Source organism: Flavobacterium enshiense (assembly GCF_022836875.1).
GTDB classification, from domain to species: Bacteria; Bacteroidota; Bacteroidia; order Flavobacteriales; family Flavobacteriaceae; genus Flavobacterium; species Flavobacterium enshiense_A.
This window is the reverse complement of record NZ_CP090376.1, coordinates 247,738-266,117: the sequence shown is the minus strand read 5'-3', so window position 1 is coordinate 266,117 and position 18,380 is coordinate 247,738. Positions and strand designations below refer to the sequence as shown.

11 protein-coding genes are annotated in these 18,380 nt (G+C 39.3%); 2 read left to right on the top strand and 9 right to left on the bottom strand.

The window, feature by feature from the left end:
• Position 1 precedes the first annotated feature (1 nt).
• From pruA to LZF87_RS01190, 3 genes are all read right to left on the bottom strand, one after another.
• On the bottom strand, positions 2-1,627 hold the full coding sequence (gene pruA / locus LZF87_RS01200; RefSeq protein ID WP_244340412.1) for an L-glutamate gamma-semialdehyde dehydrogenase: 1,626 nt from the start codon (positions 1,625-1,627) through the stop codon (positions 2-4).
• 103 nt (positions 1,628-1,730) lie between these two features.
• The gene (gene apaG / locus LZF87_RS01195) at positions 1,731-2,117 is read right to left on the bottom strand and encodes a Co2+/Mg2+ efflux protein ApaG (RefSeq protein ID WP_023573426.1); all 387 of its coding nucleotides are present in this window, start codon (positions 2,115-2,117) and stop codon (positions 1,731-1,733) included.
• Between the two features lie 76 nt (positions 2,118-2,193).
• On the bottom strand, positions 2,194-3,447 hold the full coding sequence (locus tag LZF87_RS01190; RefSeq protein ID WP_244340409.1) for a DUF5103 domain-containing protein: 1,254 nt from the start codon (positions 3,445-3,447) through the stop codon (positions 2,194-2,196).
• Positions 3,448-3,624: 177 nt separating this feature from the next.
• On the opposite strand from LZF87_RS01190, the gene LZF87_RS01185 reads away from it, so the two are divergent.
• The gene (locus LZF87_RS01185) at positions 3,625-6,435 is read left to right on the top strand and encodes a M16 family metallopeptidase (protein WP_244340406.1); all 2,811 of its coding nucleotides are present in this window, start codon (positions 3,625-3,627) and stop codon (positions 6,433-6,435) included.
• Positions 6,436-6,495: 60 nt separating this feature from the next.
• Here LZF87_RS01185 and LZF87_RS01180 read toward each other — a convergent pair whose 3' ends face one another.
• Complete coding sequence (locus tag LZF87_RS01180; RefSeq protein WP_244340403.1) at positions 6,496-7,266, bottom strand: class I SAM-dependent methyltransferase; 771 nt, start codon at positions 7,264-7,266, stop codon at positions 6,496-6,498.
• A complete protein-coding gene (map, locus tag LZF87_RS01175; protein WP_244340401.1) occupies positions 7,266-8,084 on the bottom strand; it encodes a type I methionyl aminopeptidase in 819 nt (272 codons plus the stop codon). Before map ends, LZF87_RS01180 begins: the two co-directional genes overlap by 1 nt.
• 128 nt (positions 8,085-8,212) lie before the next feature.
• Here map and LZF87_RS01170 point away from each other — a divergent pair, with 128 nt between their 5' ends.
• On the top strand, positions 8,213-9,487 hold the full coding sequence (locus tag LZF87_RS01170) for an acetyl-CoA hydrolase/transferase family protein (RefSeq protein WP_244340399.1): 1,275 nt from the start codon (positions 8,213-8,215) through the stop codon (positions 9,485-9,487).
• Between the two features lie 41 nt (positions 9,488-9,528).
• On the opposite strand, the gene LZF87_RS01165 is transcribed toward LZF87_RS01170, so the two are convergent.
• From LZF87_RS01165 to LZF87_RS01145, 4 genes are all read right to left on the bottom strand, one after another.
• Positions 9,529-13,131, bottom strand: coding sequence for a T9SS type B sorting domain-containing protein (locus tag LZF87_RS01165; RefSeq protein ID WP_244340397.1), 3,603 nt, complete (start codon positions 13,129-13,131; stop codon positions 9,529-9,531).
• A 261-nt stretch (positions 13,132-13,392) separates the two neighbouring features.
• Positions 13,393-13,941 (bottom strand): thioredoxin family protein, encoded by a 549-nt coding sequence (locus LZF87_RS01160; RefSeq protein ID WP_244340395.1) that lies wholly within the window; start codon positions 13,939-13,941, stop codon positions 13,393-13,395.
• A 3-nt stretch (positions 13,942-13,944) separates the two neighbouring features.
• Entirely contained in the window at positions 13,945-15,861 is a 1,917-nt protein-coding gene (gene gpmI / locus LZF87_RS01150) for a 2,3-bisphosphoglycerate-independent phosphoglycerate mutase (RefSeq protein WP_319800046.1), read from the bottom strand.
• Positions 15,862-15,865: 4 nt separating this feature from the next.
• Entirely contained in the window at positions 15,866-18,289 is a 2,424-nt protein-coding gene (locus tag LZF87_RS01145) for a DUF5916 domain-containing protein (RefSeq protein ID WP_244340393.1), read from the bottom strand.
• Between the last annotated feature and the right edge of the window lie 91 nt (positions 18,290-18,380).

Genomic DNA, 18,380 nt, shown 5'->3' with positions numbered 1-18,380 from the left:
CTTATTTTAAGAAAGCATAGCGATAATCTGTCGGTGTAACGAAAGTTTCTTTGATCGTTCTTGGAGAAACCCAGCGCAACAAGTTCAAAATTGAACCCGCTTTGTCGTTGGTTCCGGAAGCTCTGGCTCCACCAAATGGCTGCTGACCAACGACGGCTCCTGTCGGTTTGTCGTTGATGTAGAAGTTTCCTGCTGCATTTTCCAATGCTTTAGTAGCCTCAACAATGGCATAACGATCCTGGCTGAAGATAGCTCCTGTCAATGCATAGTTTGAAGTTCCGTCAACTAAAGCCAATGTTTCAGTCCATTTAGCATCTTCGTAAACGTAGATAGTTAAAACCGGACCGAATAATTCCGTACACATCGTGTTGTATTTCGGATTCGTAGTTAAGATAACCGTTGGCTGAATGAAATACCCAACCGATTTGTCATAACCTCCTCCGGCAATAATTTCAGCATCTGCATCTTTCTTAGCTTGGTCGATGAAACCAGCTAACTTGTCGAAAGACTGTTCTGAAATAACTGAAGACATATAGTTGCTCATGTCTTCCGGTGAGCCCATTTTAATGGAAGCTAAATCGGCTAACAATAATTCTTTAACTTCTGGCCAAAGTGAAGCCGGAATATAAGCTCTTGAAGCAGCAGAACATTTTTGTCCCTGATATTCGAAAGCGCCTCTTGTTAAAGCAGTAGCAACTTGCGCCGGAATCGAAGATGGGTGAGCCAGAACGAAATCTTTTCCTCCTGTTTCCCCTACGATTCTTGGATATGATTTGTATTTGCTGATATTTTGACCAATTTTTGCCCACATGTCATTGAAAACTCCTGTTGATCCCGTAAAGTGGATTCCTGCGAAATCAGCACTTCCTAATAAAGTATCTGAAATCATTGCTGAATTTCCTGTGATCATGTTGATAACACCAGCCGGTAGACCAGCCTGTTGGAAAACTTCCATGATTACGTTAGCAGAATATACCTGCGTAGCAGCCGGTTTCCAGATTACTACGTTACCCATTAAAGCCGGAGCCGCCGGTAAGTTTCCTGCAATGGCCGTAAAGTTAAACGGAGTGATGGCATAGACGAATCCTTCTAACGGACGGTGCTCCATTCTGTTCCAGATTCCTTCAGAGGAAATTGGTTGCTCGGAATAAATCTGCGTCATGAACTGTACGTTGAAACGCAAGAAATCGATCAACTCACAAGCCGAATCGATTTCTGCCTGGTGTACTGTTTTTGCCTGAGCAATCATAGTTGCTGCATTGATTTTCGCACGGTAAGGTCCTGCTAATAATTCGGCAGCTTTTAAGAAAATGGAAGCTCTTTGTTCCCAAGGCATGTTGGCCCATTTTTTCTTTGCTTCCAAAGCAGCAGCAATCGCTTTTTCAATGTGCTCTTTTTCTGCTTCGTGATATTGTCCAACCACATGTTTGTGATCGAAAGGAGGCGTCATGTTTTTGGTTTTTCCGGTACGGATTTCCTCTGAGCCAATATATAAAGGTACATCAACTGTACTGTTGAACATTTGTTTGAAAGCTGCAGCCACAGCTTCTCTTTCAGGGGTCCCGGGAGCGTATGTTTTAACGAATTCGTTATACGCTGTTGGAACATTGTAGATTCCTTTTGGCATAATTTGTTATAATTTGAGTTATCAAAAATTTCGCGTAGCGAAGATACAAATTATTAGCCAATTAGTTAATCGGTGAATGTTAATGCTATTGTAATTTTTAGGCTTAATTTAAGGCGAACGGCGCGCTTAGTTTAAAAGTAGGAATGATAACGCGGAAACTTCTTGTGGTTGTGAAATTCACCATATTAAAATAGCCGTGCATTGCGCCAAAAGGGGATGAAAGCAGACAGCCTGAACTGTAAGTGTGTTTTTCTCCGGGTTTTAATACCGGTTTTTTTCCAATTACACCTTCTCCATCAACGATTTCAAGATCATTAAGTGAATCGTAAATTTCCCAGTGGCGGGAATTCAATTGTACCGAATCTTTACTTTGGTTTTCTATGGTTACTTCATAACTGAAGGCAAAATGAATCTTGTAGTTTTTGAAGTAAGTGCCCTCAAAACTAGTTAACACAGAAATTTTAATGCCGCTCGTTATTTGTGAAACCATATTTTTTGTAAAAATTGGGTTTGTAACTCCAAAAATAGCAAAATATTTATTTTTGATTGTAAAATTTAAAACTTTTTTAATTCGTTATGTTTGTTGAAGTTGCAATCCCTTTACCAATAACCCGGTCATAACGGTCATTGTTTCCTCGGTAATAGACAAGAACGAAATAATTGTTTTCGGTTTGCCAATAATTTCCGTCGATGGCATTTTGAAAATCGACTTTTCCGTTTTTATCTACAATCTCATATTGATAGTTCGTAAAACCTTGTTTGATTAAAAGTGCTTTTTCATACAATCCTTTTTCGGAATTGTAGTCCATTTTATATTCGGGGATGTGTGCAAAATTGTTGAACATTCCGCCGATATAAATATCGCTTTTGTCCATGAAGGTATTCGTGTTTAGGGTAAAATATACCCAGGCATAATCGGCTTCTATATTATTGTCTTCTGCATTGATGTTGTTGGGCAGGAAACTTCCGTTGATGTCCGGATAATAAGTGTACTGACTCTTTTTTCGGGAAGTATTCATGTACAGATGCGAATTGTAGAGATCGCCCGCACTTACATGTGCTACATTGTTAGCGACCGCCCTAATGTCTTTATTTTCGAAATTTAAAAATTCGTTTCCGCCCCAAAATCGCGTTTCTTTTTCATGACGGTAAATCAATTCAGAACCAATGGTGTACTGCGGTTTGATATTGTATATGCCGTTATCCAGTCGTCCGTTTTGAAACAAGGCGATTTTTACATTCTGAATTGGATTTTGGAGAAGATAATTTGCAGTACTGATGGTAAAATACAGGTTCTGCATGTGGTCGATGATTTCCAAATCGCGGGAACGTTTAACCTGAACCGCAACTGGAACGCGGTCTTCATAAATGATGAATTTGCGTGAAAAAACCAATTCCTGACTGGAATTGAAGATTTTCAGCATGTAATTGCCTGTTAGTATAATCTGGTTGAATTTATTCGGGAAATTTTGAGTGTAATGGGAATATAACTGAAGTGTATTAAATGAATTTTTGTAATTAATGATGCGTTGATTGTCGATTCCCCTCATGTATTCGGCTTTGCCTAAATCGGTCGGCGTCCAATCGTAATTATATTGGGTGATGGTGAAGTAGTAATCGGCTTCATTTCCGTAAACGTCATCAAATTCCAACTGAAAAGGTTCGCCCAAACGGAATATGGGTATCGTAACATTTCCGTTTTGCACGAAAGCTACACTTTTGATGTTAAAAGGAGGCGCAACTTCGTTTTCAACCTGTGCAAAGGCATGGAAAAGACTCATGCATATCAATAAAAGAGTATAAATTTTTCTTTGAGTCATCTTTGTAAACATGAAGGAATTAAAGTGTAAATATAAGGATTAACATCGATTTTAAACTGTTTTTGTTTTCCTTGGTTTTGTTCGTTTTTATGATTTGTGTTAAAGTAATTATAATAAAAAACCTACTTTTGAGTTATATGAATAGTTTTACAGAAAAATAACAATTTAATTTAATTCATGAAACAATTTAACAAACTGACCTTTGGATTGTTTCTGTTTCCGGCGATGATTTTCGCTCAGGAAATGGATCTTTCAAAAACAATTCCGTTTGATCCGGAAGTAAAAACCGGAAAACTGAAAAACGGGCTCACGTATTACATCAAGAAAAATGCCAAGCCTGAAAATAAAGTCGATTTACGTCTTGTCATTAATGCGGGTTCCATTCTTGAAGATGACGACCAGCAGGGATTGGCTCACTTTATGGAGCACATGTGCTTTAACGGAACGAAACGTTTTCCTAAAAATCAATTAGTGGATTACCTGCAAAGCATCGGGGTGAAGTTCGGTCAGCATTTAAATGCCTATACGAGTTTTGATGAAACGGTTTACTTCCTTCCGATTCCTACCGACAGTCCTGAAAAACTGGAAAAAGGGTTTCAGATTTTGGAAGATTGGGCTTTCAACGCCGTTTTGACTCCGGAAGAAATCAATAAAGAAAGAGGTGTTGTTTTAGAGGAATACCGCTTGGGGTTAGGTGCTCAAAAACGTATGATGGGGCGCTTTATGCCTAAACTGATGTACAATTCGCATTATGCCAAACGTTTGCCAATCGGACAAAAAGAAATTCTTGAAAAATTCAAGCATGAATCGTTAATCCGTTTCTACAAGGACTGGTACCGTCCGAATCTGATGAGCGTAATCGTGGTGGGCGATATTGATGTAGCTGAAATGGAGAAAAAAATCATTGACCATTTCTCGAATTACCAAAATCCGAAAAACGAAAGACCAAGAAAAACATTTGTTGTGCCGAATCACAAAGAAACTTTTGTTGCCATTGAAAGTGATAAGGAAGCGTCAAGTGCTCAGGTGCAACTGATGTACAAAGATACAGGTTTGCCAAAACCTGTTGTTACCCTGAAAGATTTGAAGGATGATTTGGCCGAAGGCTTGTTCTCATCCATGATTAACGCACGTCTTGATGAACTTACCAATTCGGCTACTCCTCCGTTTACATACGGATATTCGTTTCACGGGGGAACATGGGCGAGAAACAAGGAAGCTTTCCAGTCAGTAGCCATGTCTCAGGAAGATAAGCAAATCGAGGCATTAAAAGTTTTGGTCAGAGAAAATCAAAGAGCTAAAAAATATGGTTTTACTCAGGGTGAATTAGATAGAGCCAAAGCTGAAATAACTGCCGAAATTGAAAAGCAATATAATGACAGAAACAAAACGAATTCGGCGAATTTTGTAGGCGAATATCAATCGCATTTCTTGAAAAAGGAGCCAACGCCGGGAATCGAATGGACATATGCAACTGTTAAACAGATTTTGCCTTCAATAGAACTGAAAGATATTAATGGTTTGATGGATGGTTTTATTAAAGATGAAAACCGTGTGGTTGTTTTAACCGGTCCGGAAAAAGAGAATCTTAAAAAACCAACGGAGCAGGAGGTTGTGAATGCATTGAAAGTTAATGATTCCGAAATTACCGCATATCAAGATGTCGCTGTGGCAAAAGGATTATTGAAAGTTGAACCGAATGCCGGAACTATTATCCGACGCGAAAACAATGAAAAATTAGGAACCAAAACATTGTACTTGTCTAACGGTGCTAAAGTTACCTACAAAAAAACAGACTTTAAAAACGATGAGGTTTTGTTTGAAGCAGTAAGTTTTGGAGGAACGAATTTATATTCTGATGCGGAAATGAAAAAAATCCAGTTCGCCAATGGTGCTTTGGCGGAAGCAGGTTTTTCCGGTTTGAAATTGAACGACATCAATAAATTTATGACAGGTAAAATCGCGAATGTTGCACCATACATCAGTAGCACAACCGAAGGTTTAAGAGGGAATGCGACACCAAAAGATCTAGAGTATTTATTCCAGCAAACGTATGCCTATTTTACTGATCTGAATTATGATGCAGAAGCTTTTGAAGGTTACAGGCAAAAACAATCAGCGTTCTATAAAAACATGACATCCCAACCTGCTTTTTATTTCCAACAGGAGTTTTATACGTATCTGAACAAGGAAAATCCGCGATTTAACGGTTTGGTTCCAACAGACAAAACATGGGCGGAAACCGATTATAAACTGGCTTATGATAAATTCAAGGAGCGTTTTGCGAATGCTGCCGATTTCGAGTTTTTCTTTGTAGGTAACGTTGATGATAAGGTGATTGAAGACTATGCGGTAAAATATTTAGCGTCTTTACCTGCAGCCCCAATGAAAGAAAAAGCCAAAGATTTAGGTTATCGAATGTTGAAAGGAGAGCATAAAAAAGTGGTTAATAAAGGAAAAGATCCTAAGAGTACGGTGAATATCATGTATTATGGGGATGCGCAATATTCTGCAAAAGATGCTTTTGCCCTGCAAGCACTTGGTGAGGTGCTAACTATCAAATTGGTGGAGCAATTACGTGAAAATGAAAGCGGCGTTTATGGTGTGAATGCCCGAGGAAGTATGATGAAGATGCCTTACGGTTATTTTAATTTTAACATCAACTTTCCTTGCGGACCTGATAATGCTGAGAAGTTAACGGCTTCGGCTTTAAACGAACTTCAGAAAATCATCGCTAACGGACCGGAAGCGAAAGATATGGCGAAGTTCAAAGAAGGGGAATTGCTGGATTTCAAAAAAGAGAGCAAAGAAAACAGGTTCTGGCTGTCCAATTTCATCAGATCTTATTCGAACGATCAAAGCGCTGAAGAAGTGTTGAAATTCGAAGAAAAAGTAAATGCTTTAACGGCTAAAGAAGTTCAGGATGTTGCCAAAAAATATCTTACTAAAGATAAAGTGGTAGGAATGCTAATGCCTGAAAAATCATAATCAATTCAATCAAATCAAAAACGAATAGTTAAACAAAAAGCGCTGCCATGGCAGCGCTTTTTATTTGTAGCAAACCGGAATAATTTCCCCTTTCGCCAAACAATATTTTTCAACCAGTTCAGGTGCAATTTTATTGGTGTAATCTTCTTCGGTAACTCTGAAGCCGATACTTCTTAACTTGTCGAAATAATCTCTTCCGTAAACGCGGACATGATCGTACTGTCCAAATATTTTTGCTCTTTCTTTGGGATCCGTTATGGAATCATCTGAAAAAGTGATGGCTCTTGATAAGTCCTGTGGTATCTGGAAAATGCCCATGCCGCCTGGTTTTAATACACGATACAATTCCTGCATAGCTTTGGTGTCATCAGGGATATGTTCCAAAACGTGGTTGCAGAAAATAATATCATACGAATTGTCTTCAAACGGTAAATTACAGATATCAGCCTTAACATCTGCCAACGGCGAAAACAAATCGGTTGTGGTGTATTTTATATTAGCTTGCTTTTTGAAACGTTTGTGAAATTCCTGCTCCGGCGCAAAATGCAATACTTTTTTCTTTTCAGCGGCTGTAAAAAAATCGGTTTCGTTTTTTAAATACAACCAAAGCAAACGGTGTCTTTCCAAGGATAGCGTACTTGGCGACAAAACGTTGTTGCGCTGCGTTCCGTATCCATAAGGTAAAAACATCCTGAAACTTTTTCCGTCAATGGGATCGGTAAAGGTGTTTCCTCTGAGTAAAAATGCCAATACCGGGCGCACCACAATACTCAAACGGATAAGAATCGGACGTGGAATAGTGTTTAAAATGAATCTGAAAATCTTCTTCATTAGATAGCTAACGGTTGTTTTCTGAATTCATTTTCTTCATCGGAAGTGATTCCTAAAGCCTGATAAATATATGCGAATGTGGATAGTAACTCCGGTTTTCCGTCAATGATTGCCACATCATGCTCAAAATGTGCTGATGGCTTGTTGTCGGCCGTAGTGATCGTCCAGCCATCTTTGTGTTGCTTGATGTTTTTAGTTCCCTGGTTGATCATCGGTTCTATGGCTACCACCATGCCTTCAACAAGTAATTTACCGCGTCCCTTTTTACCGTAGTTTGGCATTTCAGGAGCTTCGTGCATAGTGCGTCCGATACCGTGACCCACCAATTCGCGAACAACCCCATAGTTAAATCCTTCGCAATATTTTTGAATCGCATTTCCAACATCTTCAGTGCGGTTTCCGACCTTCAGTTCGCGGATACCTACATAAAGCGATTCTTTAGTGACTTTTAGTAGTTTTTTGGTCGCATCAGTAACCTCACCAACTTCGAAGGTATAGGCGTGATCTCCGTAAAAACCGTTTTTCAACGCACCGCAATCAACCGAGATAATGTCGCCGCTTTCCAAAGGTTTGTCAGTTGGAATTCCATGAACTACCTGAGCGTTCGGACTCATGCAAAGCGAATTCGGGAAACCGTACATGCCTAAAAAGGCAGGAGTGGCACCATGGTCACGAATAAACGTTTCGGCTAATTTGTCTAAATATAAAGTGCTTACGCCGGGTTTGATTTCAGAAGCAATCATTCCCAGTGTTTTAGAAACGATTAGGGCGCTTTCACGCATCAATTCAATCTCTTCACGGGTTTTAACGATAATCATATCTTCAAATTATTGGTCTGCAAAAATACACAATATTCTGATGATAAATTTTTATTTGATATTTCGTTATGACTTTTGTCACGATTTCGTAACTTAATAGGGTTTAAATTTACTTAAAAATTCAGCGTATGGGTAAGTATTTATCGGCGGCAGAAGCTGTCAAAGTTGTGAAATCCGGAGATCGGGTTTATGTTCAGGCTGCCGCAGCGGCGCCGTCTGTTTTGACCAAAGCGTTGACTGAAAGAGCTTCGGAATTGCGAAATGTTGAGGTCTGTCACCTGCATACAGAAGGAGATGCGCCTTATGCGAATCCTGACTTGTCGGAAAGTTTTCATGTAAATTCATTTTTCATCGGAAGTAACGTCCGTCATACATTGGCAGCGGGTAATGGTTCATATACGCCTGTATTTCTGAGTGAATTGCCTCAGTTGTTCCGAAAAAAAGCAGTGCATTTAGATGTGGTTTTTATTCATGTTTCCCCGCCGGATAAACATGGGTATTGTTCATTAGGGGTTTCGGTGGAAGCTACGTTAGCTGCCATTGAAAACGCCAAAACTGTTGTGGCGCAGGTCAATCCGAAGATGCCTAGGACTTTTGGAGATGGTATTCTGCATGTTTCCGAAATCGATTATTTGGTGGAAGTGGATGAAGTGATTCTCGGTCATGGGATGGCTGCGATTTCTCCGGAGGAGGAGAAAATCGGTGCTTTCGTGGCGAGTCTTATTGAAGACCGAAGTACGCTTCAGATGGGTATTGGGTCCATTCCGAATGCGGCACTGGCAAAACTGACCAATCACAAAGATTTAGGATTGCATACCGAAATGTTTTCTGACGGGGTAATCGACCTTATTGAAAAAGATGTTATTAACTGCAATTATAAAGGCGTGAACCGAGGAAGGGCTCTTGCTACATTTCTTATCGGTTCGCAGCGGTTGTATGATTTTGTGAATGATAATCCGTTTATCGAAATGCGTGAGTCATCATACGTGAACGATACGTCGGTAATCAGACGAAATCCGAAAATGGTGGCAATAAATTCGGCCATAGAAGTTGATGTTACGGGACAGGTTTGTGCCGATTCGATAGGCGCGAAAATGTATTCGGGTGTGGGCGGTCAAATGGATTTCATTCGAGGAGCCTCTTTAAGCGAAGGAGGAAAGGCGATTATTGCATTACCATCGGTTACTAAAAGAGGGGAGAGCCGAATTGTTCCCTATTTAAAACAAGGTGCCGGTGTGGTTACTACTCGTTCGCATGTGCAGCATATTATCACCGAAAACGGTATTGCCGATTTATATGGGAAAACATTAAAGCAACGTTTGGCGGAAATGGTAAAAATTGCTCATCCAAATCATCAGGAATGGTTGGAAAAAGAATATTTTGCAATGCTGAAAGGCTTATAAACAAAAAGGGTTAGCTCACTGAGATGCTAACCCTTTTCGTTTTATCGTTTCATGGCGAAATGGCCTCTGAATTCTTTGGTGACATTGTCTTTTGTATAAATCAATTTGAACCAATAGTCATCGGAAGGAAGGGTATTGCCATTATAAGTCCCGTCCCATCCAGGTCCTGACGGACTCAATTCCTTTAACAATTTTCCGTATCGGTCAAAAATACGGATGGTAATCGCGTCTAGCACTTTTGACCCTTTGATGTTCCAGGTGTCGTGAAAGCCGTCTCCGTTAGGTGTGAAATAATTAGGGAAATCCACGACGCTGAAAGTGGTGCTGGTTTCTCCACATCCATATTTGTTTTTAACTTTCAGGATATATTCGGCTTCGTATAAGTTGGTAAAGACATTGCTTGTTTGCCATCCCATATCGTTTACAGAATACAGATAATCTTCTGAAGGAGGAAACACCATAGCTGTTACGGTGTTGTCAATGCCAAAGGCAATTAATTCAGACGGATTTGCTGTTATCGAAAACGGAACAAACGAATTTTTAGTTGTGAAATTAAATACCGATGCACAGTTGGCAGCATTTGAAATATTGGTCACTTTTACGGAATATGAACCTTCGTTGGAAATGGTGCACTGACTTGAATTTTGGCCTGCAATTTCGTTTCCGGGTTGTGCATTAAAACCGCTGTACCAGATAAATGAATAGTCGGTTTCAGATAAGTAAGTGTCTACTATGGCAGGGCTTGTTACATAGTTGTCTTTGTCAACACAGATGATATAAGGATTAACGTCTAATCTGCTTTCAGGATAAGGGCGGACGAAAAGTTCCAGTTCAAGTATTCTGAAACATTTCAGATCGGTTTCACTATCTGTATTCACCCTGCTGTTAAGTCGCACGTAAATTTTCTGATAGTTGGCAATGGTATTCGTAAAGAGTGTAGGATTTGTAATGTAGTTTATGTTGTTTGCAATTGCATCATCTTCATCAATATAATATTTGAAATCTATATCGGATGGCGGCGTGTTTCCTACCATTTGTATTTCCCTTGCTCTTAAATTGAAGCTTTCAAATCCAGTAGTTCCGGAATTATTACAGATTTCGATTGGCGTCGGGTTATTTGTAGCTCCGGGTAAATCTAAAACAAATAATGCCAAGGTAGTCGTGCTGAAACAATTGTTATTAGACGGATCAGCTATTTTAACGAATACCGTAGTAGTCCCGGAAGTAAATGCATTTGGGGTTGGTATTGCATTTCCAGCTATCAGATCAGCATTGGTCTGGTAAAAAGTAACCTGTAAAATGGAGTTGTTTTGCGTTATTTGGGAAATTCTGCTGGTTAAATCGAACGTCGCTGAATTTGTTCCGCACAGCTTAATTGGTGCTGGTTGTGAAAATTGCGGGTTCGGATAAACTTGAATATCGAAATTCACTACAGAAATACATTGCGTGAGAGAATCGTATAATCTTACGAAAATGGTTTTTGTGTTTACTGTAAGAGGAAGTGCAGTATTCGGGTTAATTGGGCTTATGTTGTTTTTTGCATTGTCAAATGTTGTAAAATAACTCGCCTGGACCGTAGTATTTTGACCTAAAAGAGCTTCGGGGTTTTTGCTGTTTAATAAAAATGTGTCCGAAGCACAGAGGTTGGCATTGGAAATTACATTTTGAGTTGGAGGAGTCGTAATGGTAACAGTGAAGGTTCCAATCCCGTCGCAATTATTATTGGTTTCGATCCTTGTGTAAATGGTTGTTGTGCCGACAGATAATTGGTATGTATTGCTAACCGGGTTTAATTCCGTTGAAGCATCCGATGGAGTTAAATAGAAAGCAATGTCAACATTTGCACTGGGGAAATAAGTGTTTTTAATTAACAGGCGTTGTGCATTAAAGTCGGCGTAGCCATAGGTCATATTTAATTCAGGACAAACCGGAGCCATGTCTGGATAAACTGCAATACTAGTCGGATTCACGTTTAAATTAATAATGCCGACTGCAGAAGATGTACAATTTGGTGTGCTGCTCTCATTAACGATTTTTACATAAATAGTTTGTGAAAAAGGAGATGAGTTATTTGTGTAATGAACTGGGTCGGTTATGAGGTTGGTCAAGCCGATGTCCTGGTAAAAATAAAGTGTCAGACCCGGCGTGTTGTTCGTTAAATAATTGTAGGCTTGCATCAGATTGGTCTCGGTGATGCCATCAGTAGAAGAGGCTATATAATCGCATTGTTCCAAAAGCAACGGTGTCGAATTGACAACTGGAGATGCATTGATACGAATAACAACAGAATTTGATCGGTTGGTGCACAAAATTTGTTCTGTTGTCTCTACATAATAGGTGGCCGCCGAATTGATTGTTTGATTTGATGCAGAAACAGTATAAGTGCTTCCTGTGGCTCCTGTAATTGGATTTCCATCTTTGTACCATTGATAGGTAAGCGATGAGTTTAAGGCACTGTTTGCGTTGATAGATGTTATGGTAAAACTATCGCCTTCACAGATAGTAGTATCTGAAGCAATTGTTACATTCGGACTCGCAATAAGATGTATAGTGTTGGAGATGGCTTCTGAACAAGGATTATTATACCCTTTTACAAAATAATCACCGGGTAAGGTGGGAGTATAACTAGCAGATGTAGCTCCTGCAATGGGAAGGTTGTTTAAATACCATTGATAAGTTAAAATGTCAATCGAATTGTTTAGTTGCGAACTGTTAGTTATGGAGCTGTTCAATACTGGATTAGTACTTAGACATTGTGTGTTGGTGTTCGAAATACTGACAACTGGGATAATGTGGAATTTCAATGTTATTTCATCGGTGCTTTGTCTTAAGCCAGTTGTTGATCCGGAAGGATTAACGGTGATGTCATAGGCAGTAATCATGACTTTATAAAGGCCTGTGTCAGAAACGGTAATCGTATTGGTGGATAAGGTGGAATTGCTTATGGCTGCAATTTGAACACCGTCTTTGTACCATGTATAGTTAAATCGTAAATTTGATAAGAGCCCCGGAAAATCAGAAGTATCTACTCTTGCGACAATATCTTTGGTTTGGGGTTTGCAGTAATCGAATTGTGTTATTTCTTGGTTGGAAGTGTCAACGATGTTAACCGAAGAGAGAAAATCGCAATTGGAACTGCCAGTACCGGCTACTTGGGTAATCTGAATATTTCCTGGAACATTAGAATAATTGTCGATTAAAAGCACATAAAGTTGACCGGAAATTGCATTCGGAATATTTGCGTATTCAACGCTGTCAGCTAACCAGCTGCAATCTGTTTCCCGAGTAATGTCAAGCTGGCTGCAAATGTTGTTTAAGTTGGCAAAAGGTCCCCATAAAACAAAATCAACATCGGATCCATTACCTGATAAATCGGTTTGGCGTATCTGAAGTGTTATCGGGCCGCTGTTCTGAATCTCTATAAAAAACCAAGTAGGCCCATGAAAAGCTTCTCCTATACAGCTTGTGTTAAAGGTCTCCGCATTGCCACCTGTGGAATTGGAGAAAGGGAGATTGGTGGCACAGGATTGATATTGTTGGTAATTCGCCTGAAGTTGCGCACAAGAGGAAGCCCCTGCCTGAGCCATCAGGTTAGCTGAAAAAAGCAATAGAAGCGCTGTAAATAATTTAACAGTGGAATTCATTTTTGTTATTTAAGGGGATAGCAAATGTATTAAAATAATTTTAGCTTGTATGAAGGTATTTTAAAACTTTAATCCGTTCTTGGCTGGGAGTGATTGTGGCTTTAATGAGGCATAAAACTGTTGTGATGAGGTTTTTATTGCGTAAACTTTTACTGATCGTATGTCTGTTTTTAGCAAAAAAAATCGCGTGTAAATTGCTTACGCGCGATTTTTATTGGTTTATGTTGATTGTAAATGCTTTTTAAATGCAACAAACAATATTTAGTTTTGATAAGCGTGCTTGTAATTTTGTCCCGAAATAATTTTAAGCATGTCTTTTTCCAGTGACTCCATTGGCCGCTCTACTATTCGGTGAATTTCCTTCCCGTTTTTGTAAAAGATAAATGTTGGGACGTTTGTAATGTCCAGTTCTTTTTCAAATTGTTCCGGAGTTTTTTTGTTTTTGTCTACCGCAATCAAGGTAACCTTGGTGTTGTCAAACTGTAAAGCTTCCATAATCTTGAAAAAACCTGGAACTTGTAACTGACTGTCATCACACCATGTTCCCATAAATACCAAAACCGTAACATCTTTTGTATGTTTTTTTAATTCAGCTATAGTAGCCATATTCGGTTTGTAGTTTTCATGATTTGGTTTGTACCAAAGGCTGTAAGGGGTTTTTAATAATGCTTCCTTAGGCTGCTTCCCAATTAAAGTGTCTTTGGTTTGTACCACAGTGGTTTCTGTAGTCATGCCCGGAATAGGCTTTGACTGCGCTTTACAGAAAGTAACTGAAGCTGTTATCACCAATAGTGTGATGATTGTTTTCATAGACTAGTGTGTGTAATTAGGGATGTCTTCTTCAATCATTTTATTGCCATCTGCATCAAAATAGGAGCAAGTCATATCAGTAAAGTCACAAATCCATTTATGAGTGCCGGCAGCAGCTGCCTGAACACAAAAAGTTTTGTAATCGGTTTGTCCTGCCTGGTGATTTTTTATTACACGCTCCAATTCTAATGTGGAAGGATCATCTGATATTTCTATGCTTTCGTATTTTGGTTTGTCAGTTAATGAAAAATCATTTTTCCCATAATAAACAGTAGTTCCGTCGGCAACAAAATTTTCGTATTTCTGAACGCCCAGGTTTTTTAGTTCGTTTGCATAACGAGGGAAATCCGCTCCCGATTTTACAAAACTGTGTGCCTCATGGATTTCTTCCAACGCAAAAGCAGTTAATAAGGAATGTCTTGTCATGGCTTTCGGTTTTTCAATTCCGATCAGCTCTAAAATAGTCGGAGCTACATCGCCTAAAACACCATCATAGATTTGTTTTAAATCCTTGTCCACCAAAATAAGCGGCACCGGATTGGTGGTGTGCGCAGTATGTGGACTTCCGTCAGAATTAATCATGGTTTCGCAGTTTCCGTGGTCGGCAATTACAAGGGTAGTGTAGTTGTTTTCCAAAGCGGTTTCGATTACTTCTTTTACGCAGATATCTACAGCTTCACAGGCTTTAATGGCGGCCGACATCACGCCGGTATGACCTACCATATCCCCGTTTGCGAAATTCAAACATACGAAATCAACTTCACCTTTTTTAAGTTCGGGGATTAAAGCGTCTTTTAGTTCATAAGCGCTCATCTCCGGTTTTAAATCGTAAGTCGCAACTTTTGGAGACGGACATAAAAGGCGGCTTTCCCCAATAAATGGTTCCTCACGTCCACCTGAAAAGAAGAAGGTTACGTGTGGATATTTTTCAGTTTCAGCGATTCGGATTTGTTTTTTGTTGTGTTTTTCCAGAATCTCACCCAGTGTTTCGGTGATGTTGTCTTTATCGTAAATAACATGAACATTTTCGAAAGTATCGTCATAATTGGTCATCGTAACATAGTACAACGACATTTTATGCATGTTTTGTTCGTGGAAATCTTTTTGAGATAAAGCTTCTGTTAATTGACGGCCTCTGTCTGTTCTGAAATTAAAGAAGATTATCACATCGTCTTCCTGAATAGTTGCGATCGGTTTGTTATTCATGTCGACCATCAAAATCGGTTCGATGAATTCGTCGGTAACATGATTATGATAGCTTGTCAATATTGAATTTACAGCATCGATGGAATGCACTCCACTTCCGTTTACGATAAGGTCATAGGCTTTTTTTACGCGTTCCCAGCGTTTGTCCCTGTCCATCGCATAATAACGGCCAATAACAGAAGCCAGTTTTGCCGAAGAATTCTGCAGGTATTCCTCTAAGTCTTGAATGTATTTTGCGCCCGACTTAGGATCAACATCTCGCCCGTCAGTGAAAGCATGAACGAATACATTTTTCAGTCCGAAATCCTGAGCAGCATCCAACAAGCCTCTTAAGTGAGATGTGTGAGAATGAACTCCTCCATCGGAAACCAAACCTAAAAAGTGAACATTCTTATTGTTTTCCTTCGCATAAGCAAAAGCATCATTAAGAACTTTTTCCTGATTCAAAGATTTGTGTTCTACAGCCAGGTTGATTTTTGCCAGGTCCTGATAAACAATTCGTCCTGCGCCAAGATTCATGTGGCCCACTTCCGAATTCCCCATTTGGCCATCGGGTAAGCCAACGTTTAGTCCGTCGGTTCTTAATTGAGCGTTCGGATATTTTGTATACAAACTGTTTATAAATGGAACGTTTGCGTTGTCTATAGCGGAAACTTTCGGGTCAGGAGATTTTCCCCAACCGTCCAAAATCATTAAAATTACTTTCTTGTTCATGGTATTATAGCCAATTTTTGGCCTTATTATAATCAATAAAATATTTTACACTTACAGAGAACGTATGATTCAAATCATTCTGTAAAGTATGTGCTAAGTTATCAATTATATTTTTATTTAAACGCTGTTCATAATGAGTGGCATTATTTCGGTATAAAACGGATACCTGACTTCCCGGAGCAAACCACCATACATACGATAAATCATAATTCCAGGATTTGAAATTGTCGTTGTTGTTTTGTTTGTAGTCGGTATTAGGTTCGTAATAGCCGTTTTCCAAAAGGGTCAGGTAGTTTTTTATTTCTGAATACGACCAATAATAACGTACTTTCAGATTAAAAGTCATTCTGCTGTTAATCCCGTATTTTCCACCAACTGAATTCTCAATCGTAGTTACATTTCTGTTAGCAAAAATAATGTCGGTTTCCGTGTTGTCCACATAGCCTTTATCATCATTGTCTCTTGCCATATTCAAACCATAGGTCAGGAATAATTTATCGCTGAAACGGTAGCGCGGACTTATGTTAAATCCGTACGAATTGCGTTTATCCTGTTCGTAAACATAGAAGTATGGGTTAAAATCGATAGCGAACGGATTGTTGTAATTCGAGGAATAATAGATCCAGCTTCCCACACTTTTCGGACGGTATACATATCGTCCTGTTGTTCTGGGCTGGTAAAAATCATAGGTTACTATCGGATTTAAGTCGATTCCAATTCCGAAGTCATCGTTCCTTTTGTTGGAAGCATTCATGCTTCCGCTAAACCAGGCATTCTGCACCAGTCCGGTATCGTTTTGCCATTCAAGGGAAGTGTTGGCATTCAGGAAAAAAGAGTTGAAAAGTTTGGTAGGGTTTAAGATTCGGTAACTGAAATTGGCAAATGTATTATGGTAATTGTTGGTGAAATTAAGTCCCAGGTCATTGATGTCGTAATCCTTCGAAACATAATTTGCACCACCATTGAAACGGTATTTTCCGAACGTTTTGGCGAAATAAATATTGGTGTTATACCCGTTTTTGTCTTCGATATCGTTTATGTGATTGTATTTGAAATTTCCAGAAAGTTTATAGGTGTTTGCCTTGGTGTTTAGGTCAAAGAGTACCGCTGAAACATTTGCATCTTTAAAGCTGCCGTCTCGCATTACATTGGTATTTACAAAACTTATGGAAGAGTTTTTTCGGAAGCGTTGATCGAATACCGTTACATTATAATTGGCCAAGGGTTCTACAACCACGCTTCGTCTATCACCGGTTACCGTATTTACGACTGTTGCTTTTGTTTCTTTTGTGACAGCATTTAATACTCCGATACCCAATCCTTTTGAGGTTCTTCCTGAAATTTTTAAAGCATTGAGCAGATCGATAGTAGTGGGCATTTTCTCAACCTCTTCGTTTTCGCCCAGAGTTACATCACCGGAAGGTGTGCTTCCTATTCTTCGCGAATAGAATAGGGAACCTTTGTTGAATAAATCGGTGCCTTCGGTGAAGAAACCACGGTTTTCATTCAGCTGTTGTTCGAAAGGACCAAGGTTCAGGATTTTATTGTCAAAAGTGGTCTGCCCGAAGTCAGGTACTAAAATGGCATCTAATGTGAAGGAATCGTTGATCCCATATTTAATGTCCATTCCTCCTTTAAAGGTTGTTTCTGTTCCTTCGTCATTATGATTGACATATCCTGATGCATAAGGAATGAAGAATAATCGTATTGGAGGTTTTATATTTTCGATGCCATCCAAAATTCCTGCTTGTTGCAGGATGTTTCCGATGTTGGTGTCGATTTTGTTCCAAGCGTATTTTTGTTTTTTGTATCGCACTTCCCTGAAAAGGTTCAATCCCCAGACTTGCTTGTCTTTGGATGAAAATCGGATTGCGGCATAAGGTATTTTCATTTCTACTACCCAACCGAAGTCTGTCTGTTTTACGGCACTGTGCCAAACGGCGTCCCAGGAATAGTCTTCACCGGTTTCCTGCGTGGCAATACAGTCCATTTGGGTTCCGGCGGCGCTTACAATAAGTCGGAAGTCCTGCTGTCCGTCATTATAACCATTTAAAAAGACTCCAAAATGATCGGACGTTCCAAAATTATCCCTTTGAGTAATCTCTTTCAGAAGGTTTTCTTTTGCCTGATGCATTTCAGCACCTACATAGATGCCTTCATTATCGTAGGCTATTCTGACTATGGTTTTTTCTTCGGGGAGTTCTGGTTTTCCGTTGTCGGGCTGAAACATTATAAAGTCGGTAGCTTTTTCTACAGTGTTCCAGAATGGTTCGTCCAATTTTCCGTCAATGGTAACGTTTTGATCTATTTTTAAGGCGGTAAGTGTTTTCTTTGTTGCGGTAGAAGGTGTTGTGTTCGTTGGATTATCTTGAGAAAAGACTAGGGAAGAACAAATAAAGCTTAGTAAAATGGACAGCTTTAATTTCATTATTTTGATTTTTTGATGATTGATATGTCAAAGATAAATATTTCCCCAAACCCTTAGAAATATTAAGAAATGTTTAACTATCAGGCTCTTA